Source organism: Agromyces bracchium, assembly GCF_009709675.1.
In the GTDB taxonomy this organism is placed as follows: Bacteria; Actinomycetota; Actinomycetes; order Actinomycetales; family Microbacteriaceae; genus Agromyces; species Agromyces bracchium.
Genome location: NZ_WMLB01000025.1, coordinates 316953 through 334222, shown reverse-complemented (window position 1 = coordinate 334222; position 17270 = coordinate 316953). Strand labels below are relative to the sequence as shown.

Genomic DNA, 17270 nt, shown 5'->3' with positions numbered 1-17270 from the left:
GCCTCCTTGCTCCTGTGGTCTGTATACAGCCGACAGACGGCTGACGAAAGACTACTGAGGGCAGTCGTCAACGTCAAGGGTTCCCGTGTTCCGTGCGAACCGCTGGGCCGTGGGTGCGCCGCGAGCACGCGAACTCAACCATCCGGACGATTCGACCTCGGCATCGACGCTCCTACGCTGGCGGCATGACATCCGGGATCGAGCCGTCCGCGCTGCGGAACTTCATCACGCACACCGAGGGCACCGTCTCGCCGAAGGGCGTCGCCGCCCTCTACGGTCGTGCCGAGATGCTCGCGAGGCTGCCGCTCGGCCTGCAGCGCCGCATCGTGGCGCACGCCCGCGGCGACGAGTACATGGGCTTCGTCGTCGAGCCCTACTGCACGTTCCTCGCGTACGAGATCCGCGACGAGGCGGCCGCGAGTCGGCTGCTGCCGCCGGGCTACCGCCTCGTCCCGAGCGCCATGTTCGCCGATGACGAGCCGCGCACGTGCGCGATCCTCGGCGCATTCAACGTCCACGCGTCGGTCTTCTGGGGGGCTCGGGTCGAGCTCTACCTGATCGCGGAGGACGTGCGGACGGGAATGCTCACCTGGGTCATCTGCGACTACGAGTCGAACACGATCAACTACGACCCCGCGCAGGGGTTCTCGGCCTCGACGACCAGTCGCGCCGTGGTCACGACATCGCATTCCGGCGAGGTGATCGTCGAGGTCCGAAGCGCGGAGCGGGCGAACGCGCTCACGTTCACGGCGCCGCTCGCAACGGCCTCGATGAGGCCACTCGACCAGCGGCTCTGGGTCGACGGCAACCTCTCCGTCGACTACGGCGGACGACTCGAGCACGCCGATTCCGTCCCGTTCGGGCTCGTGTTCGACCCGGGGAGATGGCTCAGGCGCTGCGCCTCCCGCCGGAGGCGGTCGAGGTGGAGCGCAACACCTTCGGCGTCGACTTCCGGGCCGACGACCCGTTCTCGGTCGCGTGCTTCCCGTACGCCCAGCACTTCCTGACGACGAGCTACCCCCGTTCGACCCCGATCCGCGACCGGTGGTCGCTGGAGCGAGCGGTGCGCTCGCACGCGGCCCAAGCCGTCTGAGGCGGCGCCGTCGATGCGCCGCGGGTGCGTCAGCCGGCGCGCATCCCGGTCGACCCCAGCACCCGCTCCACGGTCAACTCGAGCACGACCCGCCTCGGATTCGGGCGCGGATGCCGATAGCGCTCCGCGTAGAGCTCGACCGCGAAGGCCACCGATTCCGCGTCGGTCAGCACCCGTACCGGCCCCTCGAAGCTGAGCCACCTGGCGCCGTCGACGGTGTTGACGCTCGCCCGGCCGCTCCGTTCGGCGTTGACGAACTTCTGCGAACCGCGACTTCCGATCACCCGGACGATCCCGTCGTGGTAGGTGATCCCGACGGGGACCGAGTGGATCCGGCCGTCTCGCCCGAGGGTCGAGAGCGTCGCGAGGTGACGCTCCCGCAGGAACGCCCGCGCGGCGTCGGTGAGGGGCGTCCCGGCCCGCGGTCGCGGGTCGGCGTCGTCCGTCGGCATGCGCGTGCTCACCCCAGCTTCCGGATGACGCGCCCCAGCCGCTCGGTGAGGTGCCCGGCGTCGATCGGGGGCGGTGTCCCGTCGCCGGCCCGCCGTGCCCAGCTGAGGCCGACGTAGCGCATGAGGCCGGCGAGCAGGTGCGTGATGATCTCGGCCTGCTCCGGGAGATCGGCGAGTTCCGCGTCGTCCGCACCCGCCTTGATCGCGTCCTGTCGGAGCCGGAGGGCGATGATCTGGCGCAGTTCATCCTCGATCGCGGTGAGACGCTCCATCTGCCGGGCCAGCAGCATCGGGTTCTGCGAGACGGCGTCGATGCGACGCACGATGAGCGACGGATCGGCCGGCAGCCGGTCGGGCTCGATGCGGACCAGCCCGGCGGCCTCGGCGAGGAGCGGCCCGTCGGAGACGATGAACTCGCGAGCCGCCTGCTGGTCGATGGCCGGCTCGTCGGTGCCGAGCAGAGCGGCATCCTTCGTCTTGAAGTGGTTGAAGAAGGTGCGCTGGCTGATGCCGGCGGCCTGGCAGATCATGTCGACCGTGACCTGGTCGTACCCGTGCTCGATGACGAGGTCGATCGCGGCGCTCTCGATCGCGGCGGTCGTCTCGGCGACGCCGCGACGCCTCGTTCCGGGTTCGGTCGACATGATCCGCCTCCTGCTCGCTTACTCGTACCGTAGCGAGTCGATCGGATCCTGGCGGGCAGCCCGGCGGGCGGGGAGCACGCCGGAGACGAACGCGACGAGCATGATCACGAGGATCACGGCGAGCACGTTGACCGGGTCGAACAGCAGGATGGAGAGGCCCGGCAGGTCGGCCAGCGGTCCGGCCGCGAGCGCCGACGAGATCAGCGAGCCGAGGCCGATCGCCGCGAGCGCGCCGATCGCCGACCCGAGGAATCCGATGACGACCGCCTCGAGGCTGAACAGCGAGAAGACCCTGCCGTTCGACATGCCCATGGCCTTCATCAGGCCGATCTCGCGCGTGCGCTCCTGCACGCTCATGAGCAGCGTGTTGACGATGCCGAAGGATGCCGCGAGCAGGGCGATCACGGAGAACGCGCTGAGCACGCCGATGATGCCGTTGATGACGGTCTGGATGACGCCGAGCTGGTCCTCGACCGTCTGGCCGGTGAGGTCGGCGTCGGCGAGCTGCGCCTTCACCTGCCGGATGTCCTCCTCGGTGACCGCACCGCCGCCGGGACCGTCGAGATGCGCGACGGCGAGCACGTACGCCTCGGGCTGCCCCGGGATCGCCTGGGCCTCGCTGACCACGTCGGTCAGGCTCGCGTCGACGCCGGCCCCGGAGGCGAACAGGCTCGTCCGGGCGATCCCGACGACCTCGGCCTCGATGCTCCGTGCGACGTGCGCGGCGTCGGTGTAGCCCAGCTCCACGGTCTCGCCGATCGCGGACTCGGCGTCCCCGAAGCCGAGCGCGTCGACGTACTCGTCCTGCAGGACGATCTGCGCCGCACCCTTCCCGTCGTCGAGCTGCTCGCCCGCGATGAGATCGCTTCGCCCGAGCGACGAGCTCGGGTTGATGTCGAGCTCGTAGCGGTCTTCCTCGGTTCCGTCGGCGGGGGCCACCCAGTCGATCACGACCTGGCGCACGGGCTCGACACGCTCGATGCCGTCGATGCCCTGCATGGTCTCGAGGTCGTCGGCGTTCAGCAGCGTTCCGGACCCGAGCGGATTCGGCTGGGTCGACTGCTGCCGGCCGTCCGGGTCGAACCGGGTCGGGCCCTCGGACGAATCCGCCGATGCCGCCGGCGTGACGAGGAGTGCGTCGCCGGTGCTGACGGTGGCGACCTGCCTGCTGACGTAGTCGTTGACCCCCGCGCCGAGCGCCGTGGTCAGGGTGAGCGTGAACGCACCGACGAAGAGGCTCAGCACGGTGAGCGTGGTGCGGAGCTTGCTGCGGAACGCGTTCCGCGTCGCGTTGGTGACGACGTCCGTGGTCCTCATCGGTCCGCTCCTCCCACGATCAGGCCGTCGGCGATGGTGACCCGCCGGTCGCATCGGGCAGCGAGGTCGTCGTCGTGGGTCACCACGACGAGCGTGATCCCGCGCTCGCGCTGGAGTCCGAAGAGGAGGTCCTCGACCTGCTCGCCGGTGGTCGAGTCGAGGTTCCCCGTCGGCTCGTCGGCGAAGATCACGTCGGGTTCGTTCACCAGTGCCCGGGCGATCACGACGCGCTGCTTCTGGCCTCCGGAGAGGTCGTTCGCCCGGTTCCTCGCCTTGTCGGCCAGTCCGAGCGATTCGAGCACGGCCAGGCCCCGGCGGGCGCGCTCGCGGGGTGCGACGCCCGCGACGAGGAGGGGCAGCGTGACGTTCTCCAGCACCGTCTGCTGCGCGGTGAGGAAGAACTGCTGGAACACGAAGCCGAACCGTTCGTTGCGGAGCCGGTTGATCCGCCTGGTGGGGGCGGATGCCGCATCCTCGCCGTCGATCTCGACGACGCCGGTGCTCGGGCGGTCGAGGAGCGCGAGCAGGTGCATGAGGGTCGACTTGCCCGAGCCCGACTTCCCGACGATGGCGAGCGACTCGCCGCGGTGAACCTCGAGTGAGACGCCCTTCAGCGCGTCGAACCTCGACTGCCCGTCTCCGTAGGTCTTGGTCAGCGCCTGTGCGCGGAGCACCGGTGGGGCACCCGGTGCGGGGGAGCTGGTCATGGTGGACGATCCCTTCAGTCATTGCAGGATTAAGTGCAGTGACTGCAACAGTGACTGAGATTGCTGGGAGATCACCCGGAGACGCCGGCGGGTCGGACGACGTGCGTGCACCTGATCGACGACGCCGGCCGCGAGCCGGGACGCCCTGCAGAGCCGGATCGGCCTGTTCGCCGCGCTAGCGTGGGCGGATGGACCTCCAACTCACCGGTCGCGTGGTGCTCGTCGTGGGCGGCGGCGGCTTCATCGGTTCGGCGATCGTGCGGCGGGCCCGCGACGAGGGGGCGACCGTCGTCGTCGCGTCGAGGGATCCGAGCGACGGCATCGCGCTCGACGCCCGCGACGACGCCTCGGTGCGGGTCGCGATCGAGCGGCTCCTCGAGCGGCACGGTCGACTCGACGCCGTCGTCGTGACCGCGGCGCCGCCCGCCCACACGCTCGATCCCGCACGCAGCAGCGACCCGGCGCAGGTCGCCGAGGCGTTCGACGCGAAGTCGCTCGCATTCCTGCGCGTCGCGAACGCGGCCATCCCCGTGATGACCGCTGCGGGCTTCGGCCGCATCGTCGGCGTGAGCGGACAGAACGCGTTCCTCACCGGGAACATCACCGGTTCCGTGCGCAATGCCGCGCTGAACGTCATCGCGAAGAACCTCGCCGATGCGACCGCCGGCACGGGAGTGACGGTCAACACGGTCAATCCGGGGCTGGTGCGGAACGAGCCATCCGTCGACGTCGAAGCCGGGAAGGGCGGCGAGTCCTCGCCGGCGCAGATCGCCGACCTCGTCGCCTTCCTCGTCTCGCCGCGGTCGGCGGTCTCGGGCGAGGCGATCGCCGTGGGCCATCGCGTTCGCGGGGTGATCTCCGGGTAGCAGGGCGCGCGGCGCGCCCGGCGTTGCTTTACAAGGGCCGATCGCTGAGGTTCGATGGAAGGCGAGGCCGAGGAGGACCGGAACCCTGCATCCGGTCCCGTCATGGGGACGGCCTCGGAAGGTCGGGGTTGGTTCGATGATGTACGGCGACACGCACGATCGCGCGGTGACCCGACCGCGCACGTTCGGGGGTGTCCTCGGCGGGCTGCTCGGCCTCGTCGCGGTGAGCGCGGCCGCGGCACTGCTCGTGGCCGCCGCGGTGACGCCGGCGATCGCCACGGCGGGCGTCGCGGCATCCGGCACCATCTCGCTGTTCGAGAACCTGCCGAGCTACCTGAAGATCGGCGAGCTCTCGGTCAAGAGCAACATCTACGCCAAGCAGTCCGATGGCAAGCAGAAGCTGCTCGCCTCGTTCTACGACCAGAACCGGGTCGAGGTCGAGTGGGACGAGGTGAGCCAGTACGTCAAGGACGCGGCCATCGCCGGCGAGGACCCCCGCTTCTACGACCACAACGGCGTCGACCTGCAGGGCACCATGCGCGCGGCCGTCACGACGGCGAGCGGCCGCGAGACCCAGGGCGGTTCCTCGATCGCCCAGCAGTACGTCAAGAACGTGCGCGTGCAGGAATGCGAGCGCGAGGCCGTCGACGAGGAGGAACGCGACGGATGCTACGACGCCGTCACGGAGACCTCGATCGATCGCAAGCTCAAGGAGATGCGCCTCGCCATCGGCGTCGAGAAGCGCTACACGAAGAGCCAGATCCTGCTCGGGTACCTCAACATCGCCGGCTTCGGCGGCACGGTCTACGGCATCGAGGCGGCCGCCAACTACTACTACGGCACGAGCGCCTCCAGGGTGACGCTCGCCCAAGCGGCGTCGCTCGTGGCGATCGTGAACAACCCGTCGAAGTTCCGGCTCGACCAGCCCGACAACGAGGTCAACGGCGCGGCCGACGGCTACGCCGCCAACCACGGCCGTCGCGATTACATCCTGCAGAGCATGCTCGAGGAGTCGAAGATCACGCAGGCCGAGTTCGACGAGGCGATCGCGACGCCGGTCGAGCCGAAGATCACCGAGCCGAGCACCGGCTGCCAGACCGCGGGCGGGAGCGCCTACTTCTGCGACTACGTCAAGCACATCCTGCAGAACGACCCGGTGTTCGGCGAGGACGAGGCGTCGCGGCTGCTGAACTTCCGCCGGGGCGGATACAACGTCTACACCAGCCTCGACCTCGACCTGCAGGCCGCAGCGGAGCGCGCGATCGCCGCGCACGTGCCCGCGACGTACCCGGGATGGGACGTCGGCGGCGTCATCTCCACCGTCGAGGTCGGGAGCGGTCGCGTGCTCGCGATGGCGCAGAACCGCACCTACAGCCAGGACCCCAAGGTGCTCCAGAAGGGGCCGCAGTACACGAGCATCAACTACAACACCGACTTCGACTACGGCGGCTCCCGCGGCTTCCAGCCGGGATCCTCGTACAAGGTCTTCACGCTCGCCGAGTGGCTCCAGGAGGGTCACGGGCTCGCCGAACGCGTCGACTCGCGGCCGAAGAGCAACTGGGGCGTCTTCCAGGACAGCTGCCTCGGACCGCACTTCGCTGGCGACTGGAATCCGAGGAACGACGCGAACGAGGCCGGTGCCAACTACAGCGCGCTCGAGTCGACGATCGGATCGATCAACACGGGCTTCATCGGCATGGCGAAGGTCCTCGACCTCTGCGGCATCCGCAAGACCGCCGAGGCCTTCGACGTGCATCGAGCCGACGGCAACGTGCTCGTGCAGGGGCCGTCGTCGGTCATCGGCACGAACGAGGTGGCGCCGCTGTCGATGGCGGTCGCCTTCGCGGGCATCGCGAACAACGGCAGGACGTGCTCGCCGATCGCCATCGACCGGATCACCGGGCGCGACGGCGAGGAGATCCCGCCGCCGAAGTCGGAGTGCCGCCAGTCGGTGCCCGAACCCGTGGCCGCGGCCATGCACACCGCGATGGGCATGGTCATGACGCAGGGCACCGCGGTGGCGTCGCGCGCCGCGACCGTCCCGGCGGTGCCGCTCATCGGCAAGACCGGTACGACGGATGGCGCGAAGGACACGTGGATGGTCGGCGCGAGCAGCAGGGTCGCGACGGCGGCCGCGGTCGTGAGCGTCAACGGCGACGCCAACCAGCGCGGCATCTCGTTCGCGACCGGGCAGGCCGCCACGGCACGACACCGCATGTGGCCCGAGGTGATGTCCGTGGCCGCCGCCAAGTACGGCGGAGAGGCGTTCACCCAGGCGGGCATGGGGCCCGTCGTCGGCGCCGGATCCTTCCCCGACGGGCGCGTCGTCGAGCCCGATCCGCCGGCGTCGAGCGAGCCCACCTCGGGGCCCGACTCCCCGGGTGAGCCGCCCTCCGACGGTGGTGGCGACGGCGGCACGGACGGCGGAGGTGGCGGCGACGGCCTCGGCCCGGGCAACGGCAACGGCAACGGGGGTGGCGGCGGCAACGGCGGTCCGGGCGGCTGATCGGTCGACCCCGCATGCCATGAGGAGGGGCACGGCGCTCGAAGCGCCGTGCCCCTCCGTCGCGTGACGCCGTCGCGTCACGCCGCGACGTCACGCCGTGGTCGGCGCCATCCGAGCGTGTCGGAACCGGTGCACGAACCAGGCGGCGAGCGCCGTGAGGGTCAGCGCTCCGAAGACGACCAGCCACGGCAGCAGCGCGCCGGGGGAGACGCCCTGCGTGCCCGCGGCGAGCTCAGCTGATCCGGCGGCGAGCCGGCCGTTGCCGTCGCGCAGCTCGGCGGCCCCGGAGGCGAGCGTGTCGGCGCCGGTCGCGAGTTCGATCGTGCCGTCGGAGAGCGTCCGGGTGCCGGCGGCGAGTTCGGCGGAGGCCGCCGCGAGCTCGTCGAGCCCGGTCGACAGGTCGGTCGCGCCCTGGGCGAGCGAGCCGTTGCCGACCGCGAGTCCGCTGGCGCCGGTCGACAGGCGCTGCGCGCCCGCGGCGAGCTCGGCCGTGCCGGCGGCGAGGCGCCCGGTGCCGGCGACGAGCTCGTCGACCTTGAGGTCGAGCGTCGAGGTGCCGCCGCGGAGCGTCGCCGCGCCGGCGCTGAGGCGAGCGGCGCCGTCGGCGAGCTCGGCGGACTTCGCGCTCAGGGTGCCTGCGCTCGACGCGGCGAGGTCGAGCTTGCCGTCGAGCGCGGCCGCACCCGCGGCGAGCTCGCCGGACCTGGCCGCCGCGACGTCGAGCTTCGCCGCCAGCGCCTGCGTGCCCGCGGAGGTGGACTGCGCTCCGGCCGACACCTTCGCGGCGCCGGTCGACACGGCACCGGCGGAGCCGGCGAGCTGCTGCGCGGCCTGCGCGAGCGCCAGCGCGTTCGCGACCGTCGCCTGGTCGGCTCCGCCGTCGACGAGCGCCTGGTGGAACGCGACGAGCTGCTGCGCGAGCGACGTGCCGCCTGCGGCGAGGCCGGCGGTGCCGTCGGCGACGCCCTTCGCGCCCGCCGCGACGTCGCCGGTGCCCGCGACGAGGAGCGGCACGCCCGTGGGCCCGACGGCGTCGCCGAGGCCCGCGGCGAGCGCTGCTGCACCGCCTTCCACGAGGTCGCCGCCGGCCGCGAGGGCGGCGACGCCGCCGGCCAGCTGGGAGGCGCCGTCGGCGAGGCGGGCGGCCCCGTCGGCGGCGGTCCCCGCGCCGGACGCGAGGTCGGCGGCACCGGCGTTCGCGCGGCTGATGCCGTCGGAGAGGGCGCTCGAGCCGTTCGCGGCCCGAGCGGCGCCGGATGCGGCGTCGCCGGCGCCCGTCGCGCTCCGCGCCGCGCCGTCGGCGAGTTCGGCTGCGCCGGCCTGCGCCGAGGCGGCGCCCGCCTCGAGCTTCGCCGCGCCGGCGGCGGCGGACTCCGCGCCCGCACCGGCCGTCTCGGCGCCGTCGGCGGCGGCCGACGCGCCGTCGCGGAGCTCGCCCGCGCCCGCGGCGAGGGTCTCCGCCCCGTCGGCGAGCTCGGCCGCGCCCGCGTCGGCCTGTCCGGCGCCGTCGGAGAGCCGCGTGGCCCCCGCCGAGATCGTGTTCGTGGTGAGCAGGAAGAACGCCGCGAGGGCGATCAGGGCGATGGTCGTCGCGGCGGCGGCGATCCGCACGCCGAGGCCGTGGCGATGCACGGCGGGGTCGGTTCTCGTCATCGAGTCTCCTGGGTTTCCGGCGCGCCGAAGGCGCCCGTGTGCGTGGGGTGCAGGACCGACGGCGCCGGGGTGCCGGGGCGCCGCCACTCGTGTCCGCGCGAGGGCCGCGGCCGTGACATCCGGCCGACGGTCGCTCCGTCGCGGCCGAAAGTGGCACGAATCTGACAGAGGTTCCGTGAGTTCGTCAATGAACGCGGGAGAACTTCAGTGGGATCCGCCAAACGGCGCGTGGTGCGGCCGCCGAGCGTTGTGTCAGTCCGACAGCGGATGCCGCGGCATCCGTCGCCTCAGAGGTCGAACGAGTCGCCGGGCTCGAGGGGCAGGTACTCGCCGCCGCCCTGCTCGACCGCCCACGCGAGGCGGAGGTTCGAGAGGTCTTTCCCGGCGCGGGAGAGCACCATCTCGTGGGTGGGGAAGGCGCGCTTCGGGCGGACGGCCATGACGTAGTCCATGGCCTCGGAGATCTTCATCCAAGGTGCCCCGGCGGGCGCCGCGAGGGCGTCGACCTCGACGCCCTCGGGCACGGCGAACGAGTCGCCGGCGTAGTAGAGCGCGTCGTTCACGAGCACGCCGACGTTGTCGATGACCGGGATGGACGGGTGGATGACGGCGTGCCGTCCGCCGAAGAACCGAAGCCGGAAGGGCCCGACCTCGACCTCGTCGCCGGGCGCGACGCGCTCCACCTCGATGCCGGCGTCGGCGGCTGCGGCGACGACGCCGTCGGGCCCGAGGATGCGGACGCCCGGGCTCCGGTCGCGGATGCGCCCGAGCTGTTCCGGGGTCCAGTGGTCGTCGTGCAGGTGCGTGATCACGACCGCGAGTGCGCCGCCCGCCTCGGTGATCGGGGTCGTGAACTTGCCCGGGTCGACGAACAGCCGGTCGCCGGAGTGCTCGACGACGAGGGCGGCGTGCTCGAGTTTCGTGACGCGCATGTTCCGAGCCAACACCGTGCGTGTCGTGCGCGCAACCGGGTCGCCCTGCCATGATCGCTGCATGTCGCGTGGCCCCCGTCGCCTCCTGCTCGCGGTGAACCCGAGCGCCTCGTTCGGTCGGAACCGGTCGATCGGGCCTGCCGCCGCGCGGCGGCTGGAGGCGGAGGGCTACGAGGTCACCGTGCTGCGCGCCGACAACTTCGAACTCCTCCGACGCGAGGTGCAGGCGGCCTTCGAGGCGGGCACCGACGGGCTCGTCGTCGTCGGCGGCGACGGCATGGTCTCGCTCGGCGTCAACGTGCTCGCGGGCTCGCAGGTGCCCATGGGGCTCGTCGCCGCCGGGACGGGCAACGACCTCGCCCGGGCCCTCGGGCTGCCGCACGACGACCCCGAAGCGGGGGTCGAGGCGCTCGTCGAGGCGCTCCGGCGGCCGCCGCAGTCGATCGACCTCGGGCTGATGCAGCACGGCGAGCTGCGCACGTGGTTCGCCTGCGTGCTGTCGGCGGGCTTCGACGCGGTCGTGAACGAGCGGGCGAACCGGATGACCCGTCCGCGCGGTCCGAGCCGGTACACCATCGCGCTCCTCCGCGAACTCGCGACGTTCCGGCCGCGTCGGTACGCCATCACCATCGACGGCGTCCGGCGCGAGCAGGCCGCGATGCTCGTCTCCGTCGCCAACACCCCGTCGCTCGGCGGGGGGATGCGGATCGTCCCGCACGCCGACCTCGCCGACGGCGTGCTCGACGTGTTCATCGTGCATCCCCTGTCGCGCATCGGCCTGCTGGGCGTGTTCCCGCGCGTATTCGCGGGGGAGCATGTCGATCATCCGGCGGTCGAGTTCGTGCGGGCGCGGCGGGTGCGGGTGGAGGCCGACGACATCATCGCCTACGCCGACGGCGAGCGCGTCGGCCCGCTCCCGGTCGAGGTCGAGGTCGTGCCGGGAGCCCTCCGGGTGTTCGCCTGAGCGGGTGCGGGGCCCGGCCGGCCGCTCGATTTGGAATGCGCCGGAGACGTATGCCATACTCGAACACGTCGCAGCGAGGCCCCATCGTTTAGCGGCCTAGGACGCCGCCCTCTCACGGCGGTAGCGCGGGTTCAAATCCCGCTGGGGTCACCAATGACAGGCGAACGCCCCCGCACTTCCGTGCGGGGGCGTTCGTCGTTTCCGCGGGCGGTCGCTAGACTCGTCCGAGCGAAGGGGAGTATCCCACCGGGCCGTTCGGTTCCGGGCCACGATCGTCAGTACGAGCGCCGTCGATGCCGCTCCGGGCGTGGCGGCGCGTTCCGATGCGCCGGGAGAGACTTTCGGTCCTTGCCGCACCCTCCGAAAGGCCCTCCGTGACCGCACTGCCCCTCTGGTTCGAAGTCGGTTCGCTCGTCGTCCTGACGCTGATCCTCGTCGCCGACCTGCTGATGGTGATCAAGCGCCCGCACGTCCCGTCGTTCCGGGAGTCGACCCTGTGGGTCGTGTTCTACATCGCGCTCGCGCTCGTGTTCGCGGGGCTGATGTTCGTGATCGGCGACGCCGAGCACGGCGCCCAGTTCCTCGCGGGCTGGCTCACCGAGTACAGCCTCTCGATCGACAACCTGTTCGTCTTCGTCATCATCATGGCGAGGTTCGCGGTGCCGAGGAAGTACCAGCAGGAGGTGCTCATGGTGGGCATCATCCTCGCCCTGATCCTCCGCGGCATCTTCATCCTGCTCGGCGCCCAGCTCATCGAGAACTTCAGCTGGATCTTCTACATCTTCGGCGCGTTCCTGCTCTACACCGCGGCCCAGCAGGCGTTCGGCGACCACGAGGACGAGGGCGGCGACTCGGCGCTCATCCGGCTGCTGCGCCGCCGTCTGCCGATCACCAACGACTACGACGGCATCAAGCTCCGCACCATGATCGACGGTCGCCGCTTCTTCACGCCGATGCTGATCGTCTTCGTCGCGATCGGCACCACTGACCTGATCTTCGCGCTGGACTCGATCCCCGCGATCTTCGGCATCACCCAGAGCCCGTTCATCGTGTTCACGGCCAACGTGTTCGCGCTCATGGGCCTGCGCCAGCTGTACTTCCTCCTCGGCGGCCTCCTCGAACGACTCGAGTACCTCAAGTACGGCATCGCGTTCATCCTCGCGTTCATCGGCGTGAAGCTCGTGCTGCACGCGATGCACGAGAACGAGCTGCCGTTCATCAACGGCGGCGAGCACATCGAGTGGGCGCCCGACATCTCGACCTGGACCTCGCTCGCGGTGATCATCGGCGCCATGGCGGTCGCGACCGTGGCGAGCCTCGTCAAGGCCAACCTCGACGCCCGGCGTCGCGGGCACACGCTCGGCGAGGAGATCCCGCACTTCACCGAGGAGGGCGACACCGAGCGGGATCGCGACGCCGACAGCTCCTCCGTCCAGCGCTGAGCGTCGCCGCCTCGGGGTGCTGGTGACGCGAGCGCGGCGAGCGCTTGCTAGCGTGGAGCGTCTGCGCCCCACGGCGTGAACTCTGCCCTGCCCAGAGAGGACCCGATCACGTGACGTCTGACGGCAGCGGTGTCGTGCCCATCCCCACGGGATCGGCGCGGATCGCGCACAGCGCCCGCACCCACGTCGGCAACGTCCGCACGGTGAACGAGGATTCGCTGCTCGCGCAGCCGCCCGTCTACCTCGTCGCGGACGGCATGGGCGGCCACGCCCGCGGCGACGCCGCGAGCCGCGCCGTGGTCGACACGTTCCGGCGGCACCTCGACGCGGGCGCGCCGTCGACCCCCGAGCGCATGCTCGACGCGATCCACAGCTCGAACGACGTGGTCCGGGCGCTCTCCGACGAGGGTGACGAGGGCACAGCGGTGGCCGGCACGACCGTCTCGGGGATCGCGCTCGTCGACGCGGGGGACGGCCGCGGCGTGCACTGGATGGTGTTCAACGTCGGCGACTCGAGGGTCTACGCCTGGGACGGCCGGCGGCTCGAGCAGGTGAGCGTCGACCACTCGGCCGTGCAGGAGATGGTCGACGCGGGGCTCCTCCGCGCGGAGGACGCGGAGCGGCATCCCGATCGGAACGTGATCACGCGCGCGATCGGCGCCGACGCGCACGTCGAGCCCGACGTGTGGCTTGTCCCGGCGACGGGCCGCCAGGTCTTCCTCGTCTGCTCCGACGGCCTGTCGAAGGAGATCGGCGACGTCGAGATCGGGCGGATCCTGGCGGGCCACTCGATGCACGCGGCCGGGCTCGCCGGGGAACTGGTGGATGCCGCGCTGGCGGCCGGCGCGCGCGACAACGTGAGCGCGATCGTGGTGGAGTCCGATCTCGGCGGCGCCGCCGACGAGGACGGCACGACGCGCGACCGAGGTGATGGCATCGCGGCGGCGGTCGAGGAGACCACGCCGCGCGGGAATGGGGGATGACGTGGCGGAGTACCTGCCCGACCACGGCGGTCGCTGGCTGACCGCGGTGCGCGACGAGGCGATGCTGGTGCTGCCGGCCGAGCGCCGCGACGACCTGCTGGCGCTCTGGCCCCGCCTCGACGGCGACGCCGCCGCGCACGTCATCGACCGGTTGGCCGGCTCGGGCATCACGGCCGCGCCGAGCTTCGCGCTCGTGGTGCGCGAACCCGCGACGGGAATCGCCCGGGCGCTCGTGCGCGGCGATCTCCGCGTGACGCTGGGCGAGGTCGAGGTGTCCGCGGCCGGGGTCTCGACGTGGCAGGAGCGCGCCGTCGAGGGTCGCCCCGACGCCCGGGTGGTCGTCGCGGGCGGCGAGGATGCCGAAGAGGCGACGCGGCTGCCGATCCTCGAGGGCGTGGTCGCGGCATCCGTCGTCGAGTGGAGCGTCGGAGGCGCGACGGCGCGACCCGCACCGGTCGTCGCGGCCGCTGAGCGGCCGACCGAGCGCGCGGCCGAGCCGGTGGCTCCCGTCGAACCCGCCGTGGACGCCGCGTCCTCGGAGCTCGCGGCCGAGCCCGTCGTTCCCGACGAGCGCACCATGGTGCCGGAAGACACGATCGTCGGCGTCTCCCGGACCGAGCGGCCGACCTTCGACCGACACGAGCCCTCCCGTGTCGGCGCCGCCGCGGTCGCCTCGCAGCCTCCGTCGACCGATGCGTCCGTCGTGGCGCCCGTGATCGTCCCGCCCGACTTCGGCTCCGCTCCGCCCGCCCGGCCCGAGCCCGCCGCGCCCCCGGCGCCGGCGACCGGGCCCGCCGCGCCGGCGCTCGGCGACCACGACGGGCTGACGGTGGCCGCCGCCGACCTCCGCCGCCTCCGCGAGCGGCGCGACGCCGACGTGGTCCGCGAGCCCGCGGCATCCGCCCCCACGTCGCCCCCGCTCGCGCTGCGCATGCCCGACGGGTCGATCGAGCCGATCGTCGGCGAACTCGTGCTCGGGCGCGCGCCCGCGATCGGCCGCGTCGCCGGCACCCGCGTGCCGAGGCCCGTCGTCATCGGCGCGGGCGACCCCGACATCTCGCGCACGCATCTGCGCGTCGCCGTCGAGGGCGGCACCGTCGTCGTCACCGACCTCGACTCGCGCAACGGCACCCAGGTCGTCGCGCCCGGCCAGCCGCCGCTGCGGCTGCGCCCGTCGGAGGCGACCCCGGTGCTGCCCGACACCGTCATCGACCTCGGCGGCGGCTGGAGCATCCAGGTGGTGACGCGCTGATGCGACGCCCGCCCGCCGCGCCGCCGGAGCTGCCCGGCTACACCCACCTCGGCCTCCTCGGATCCGGCGGCTTCGCCGACGTCTACCTGTACGAGCAGCGACTGCCGCGCCGCAAGGTCGCCGTGAAGGTGCTCCTCGCCGACGACATCGACGCCTCGACCCGTGCGCAGTTCGTCGCCGAGGCGAACCTCATGGCGCGCCTGTCAGCGCACCCGTTCATCGTCACGATCTTCCACGCGGATGTCTCGGCCGACGGTCGCCCGTACTTCGTCATGGAGTACTGCTCGGGGCCGAGCCTGTCGGAGCGGTACAAGCGGCAGGCGCTGTCGGTCGAGGACGCGCTGCGCACCGGCATCCGCCTCTCCGGAGCGGTCGCGACCGCTCACGCCGCCGGGATCCTGCACCGCGACATCAAGCCTGCGAACGTGCTGACCAACGACTACGGATGGCCCGCCCTCAGCGACTTCGGCATCTCCTCCGACCTCGAGGGCGACCTGCCGGTCCACACGATGAGCTTCACGGGGGATGCCGCGGCGACCGGCTCGGGGACCGGCTCCGACCGCGCGGCCGTGGGCATGAGCGTGCCGTGGTCGCCGCCCGAGATGTTCGAGGACGACCCGCGACCCGACACGCGCAGCGACGTGTTCGCGCTCGCCGCGACCGTGCACACGCTGCTCGCGGGGCGGACGCCGTTCGAGGTGCCGGGCCGGTCGAACGGCCCGCTCGACCTCATCGGTCGCATCGAACGCGGCCGGATCACGCCGATCGGCCGGGACGACGTGCCGGCGAGCCTCGAATCGGTGCTCGCGACCGGCATGGCCGTGCGTCGGGAGGACCGGTTCCAGAGCGCCGTGGAACTCGGTCGGGCGCTGCAGCGCATCGAGCTCGAGCTCGGCTACTCGGTGACCGGGATCGAGGTGCCGAACCTCGTCGAGGCCGCGGGCGCGGGCGACGCGCCGGGCGGGCCCGAGCCGGGATCCGACGACGAGCCCGCGACCCGCGCGCGGTCGGTGCGGGTCGTCGAAGCCGGCCTTCCGGCGTCCGGCCCTTGGGCGGCCGGGGGTGCGGCGGGCGCGTCATCCGATCTCGTCGCGCCGCGGATCGCGGCCACCGAGGTCGGCGCCGACGCGACGCACGTCCGCGGCGTGCGCCAGGTCGCGGCGCAGGCGATCCCGGCGCCGGGGTCGGCGCCCGTGGAGGACGGCACGGTGATCCGGCCCACGCGCTCGGTCGCGACGGTGAGCGAGCCCGTCGAGGGCGCGACCCTTGCCGCGCCCGGACGCCGCGCCGGCGACGCGCCTCGCCCCGAGGAGGTCCCGAGGGGCGGCCGGCGCGCGATCGCCGGGATCATCACGGCCGTGGCCGGCATCGCGGTCATCGTCGCGGTGAGCGGGGCGCTCCTGCTCGGCGGCACGCTGGGGGGTCCTGACGACGAGGCCGACGACTCGCCGACCACGTCGGAGGACGCGGTGGTCGCCGCGACCGTCCCCGCGCCCGAGGTCGAGCCGGGCGCGATCGCCGACGGCCGCGCGGTCTTCGCCGTGCGCCACGACGACGCGGAGGACGGCGACCGCTACCGGTGGCAGCGTGCTGACGGTTCGGGTTCGACCGCCGTCGCCGACGGGCCCGAGATCGTCGTCGACGGCGTCGCGGCCGGGCAGACCGTGTGCATCGAGGTGCAGGTGCAGCGCGGCAGCAAGACCTCCGACCCGGTCACGGGGTGCACGTCGTGAGGCCGCTCCGCGTCGAGTACTGCGGCGAGTGGTACACGGTCGAGGCCGGGAGCACGTTCACGATCGGGCGCGAGTCCGACCTGACGATCGACGACAACCCGTACTTGCACCGCACGTTCCTGACCCTCTCGAGCGAGTTCGGCCTGTGGTGGCTCTCGAACGTCGGCCAGCTGCTCGCCGCGACGGTGTCGGATGCCACGGGGAGCGTGCAGTCGTGGGTGGCGCCGGGGGCGAAGCTCCCGCTCGTGTTCAAGACGGTCCACGTCATGTTCAGCGCGGGCGCCACGACCTACGACTTCACGGTGCACGCCGAGGAGGACTTCTACAACACCTCGCTCACCGCCGCGCCCGCCGACGGCGGCACGACGATCCTGCCGGTCACGCTCACGACCAGCCAGCGGCTGCTGATCGTCGCGCTCGCCGAGCACGTGCTCTCGCAGCCGAGCGCCGGCCGCGCGACGGTGCCGTCCTCGGCCGAGGCGGCCGCACGGCTCGGCTGGAGCATGACGACGTTCAACCGCAAGCTCGACAACGTGTGCGAGAAGCTCGACAAGATCGGCGTCGACGGCCTGCGGGGCGGCCGCGGCAGGCTCGCCGTGAACCGGCGGGCCCGGCTCGTCGAGTACGCGGTGGCGACCCGCCTGGTGAGCGCGGAGGACCTGGAGCTGCTCGACGGAGCCGGCGCCGGCGGCGGCGGGGGCGCAGCGGGCGACGCCTGACGGGGTG

General features: G+C 72.3%; 15 protein-coding genes and 1 tRNA gene. 10 read left to right on the top strand and 6 right to left on the bottom strand.

Annotation, left to right across the window (positions count from 1 at the left end; all coding sequences use genetic code 11):
* Positions 1 to 185: 185 nt before the first annotated feature.
* Complete coding sequence (locus GJ743_RS12930; RefSeq protein ID WP_155052277.1) at positions 186 to 1007, top strand: hypothetical protein; 822 nt, start codon at positions 186 to 188, stop codon at positions 1005 to 1007.
* 115 nt (positions 1008 to 1122) lie between these two features.
* Here the strand turns inward: GJ743_RS12930 and GJ743_RS12920 are convergent, their stop codons facing one another.
* Genes GJ743_RS12920 through GJ743_RS12905 form a run of 4 tightly spaced genes read right to left on the bottom strand, consistent with a single transcriptional unit; the run spans position 1123 to position 4213 of the window.
* A complete protein-coding gene (locus tag GJ743_RS12920; protein ID WP_328289159.1) occupies positions 1123 to 1557 on the bottom strand; it encodes a PPOX class F420-dependent oxidoreductase in 435 nt (144 codons plus the stop codon).
* Positions 1554 to 2189, bottom strand: coding sequence for a TetR/AcrR family transcriptional regulator (locus GJ743_RS12915; RefSeq protein WP_155052275.1), 636 nt, complete (start codon positions 2187 to 2189; stop codon positions 1554 to 1556). Before GJ743_RS12915 ends, GJ743_RS12920 begins: the two co-directional genes overlap by 4 nt.
* A gap of 18 nt (positions 2190 to 2207) precedes the next feature.
* The gene (locus GJ743_RS12910; protein WP_155052274.1) at positions 2208 to 3506 is read right to left on the bottom strand and encodes an ABC transporter permease; all 1299 of its coding nucleotides are present in this window, start codon (positions 3504 to 3506) and stop codon (positions 2208 to 2210) included.
* Positions 3503 to 4213: an ABC transporter ATP-binding protein gene (locus GJ743_RS12905; RefSeq protein ID WP_155052273.1), complete on the bottom strand. Its 711-nt coding sequence runs from the start codon at positions 4211 to 4213 to the stop codon at positions 3503 to 3505. Before GJ743_RS12905 ends, GJ743_RS12910 begins: the two co-directional genes overlap by 4 nt.
* 188 nt (positions 4214 to 4401) lie before the next feature.
* Between GJ743_RS12905 and GJ743_RS12900 the strand changes: the two genes are divergently transcribed.
* Positions 4402 to 5079, top strand: a complete 678-nt coding sequence (locus GJ743_RS12900; RefSeq protein ID WP_155052272.1) for an SDR family oxidoreductase — start codon at positions 4402 to 4404, stop codon at positions 5077 to 5079.
* 166 nt (positions 5080 to 5245) lie between these two features.
* Positions 5246 to 7585: a transglycosylase domain-containing protein gene (locus GJ743_RS12895; RefSeq protein ID WP_196216994.1), complete on the top strand. Its 2340-nt coding sequence runs from the start codon at positions 5246 to 5248 to the stop codon at positions 7583 to 7585.
* Between the two features lie 90 nt (positions 7586 to 7675).
* Here the strand turns inward: GJ743_RS12895 and GJ743_RS12890 are convergent, their stop codons facing one another.
* Both GJ743_RS12890 and GJ743_RS12885 read right to left on the bottom strand, forming a co-directional pair.
* Entirely contained in the window at positions 7676 to 9238 is a 1563-nt protein-coding gene (locus GJ743_RS12890; RefSeq protein WP_155052270.1) for a hypothetical protein, read from the bottom strand.
* 287 nt (positions 9239 to 9525) lie between these two features.
* Complete coding sequence (locus GJ743_RS12885; RefSeq protein ID WP_155052269.1) at positions 9526 to 10170, bottom strand: MBL fold metallo-hydrolase; 645 nt, start codon at positions 10168 to 10170, stop codon at positions 9526 to 9528.
* Positions 10171 to 10231: 61 nt separating this feature from the next.
* Between GJ743_RS12885 and GJ743_RS12880 the strand changes: the two genes are divergently transcribed.
* From GJ743_RS12880 to GJ743_RS12850, 7 genes are all read left to right on the top strand, one after another.
* Complete coding sequence (locus GJ743_RS12880; protein ID WP_155052268.1) at positions 10232 to 11134, top strand: diacylglycerol/lipid kinase family protein; 903 nt, start codon at positions 10232 to 10234, stop codon at positions 11132 to 11134.
* 77 nt (positions 11135 to 11211) lie between these two features.
* Positions 11212 to 11287, top strand: a tRNA-Glu gene (locus GJ743_RS12875).
* A gap of 170 nt (positions 11288 to 11457) precedes the next feature.
* Entirely contained in the window at positions 11458 to 12576 is a 1119-nt protein-coding gene (locus GJ743_RS12870; protein ID WP_155052267.1) for a TerC family protein, read from the top strand.
* 110 nt (positions 12577 to 12686) lie between these two features.
* The gene (locus tag GJ743_RS12865) at positions 12687 to 13559 is read left to right on the top strand and encodes a PP2C family protein-serine/threonine phosphatase (RefSeq protein ID WP_328289158.1); all 873 of its coding nucleotides are present in this window, start codon (positions 12687 to 12689) and stop codon (positions 13557 to 13559) included.
* A 1-nt stretch (position 13560) separates the two neighbouring features.
* Entirely contained in the window at positions 13561 to 14811 is a 1251-nt protein-coding gene (locus GJ743_RS20205) for an FHA domain-containing protein (RefSeq protein ID WP_155052265.1), read from the top strand.
* Positions 14811 to 16544, top strand: a complete 1734-nt coding sequence (locus tag GJ743_RS12855; RefSeq protein ID WP_155052264.1) for a protein kinase domain-containing protein — start codon at positions 14811 to 14813, stop codon at positions 16542 to 16544. Before GJ743_RS20205 ends, GJ743_RS12855 begins: the two co-directional genes overlap by 1 nt.
* Positions 16541 to 17263, top strand: a complete 723-nt coding sequence (locus GJ743_RS12850; RefSeq protein ID WP_328289157.1) for an FHA domain-containing protein — start codon at positions 16541 to 16543, stop codon at positions 17261 to 17263. Before GJ743_RS12855 ends, GJ743_RS12850 begins: the two co-directional genes overlap by 4 nt.
* Positions 17264 to 17270: the final 7 nt, after the last annotated feature.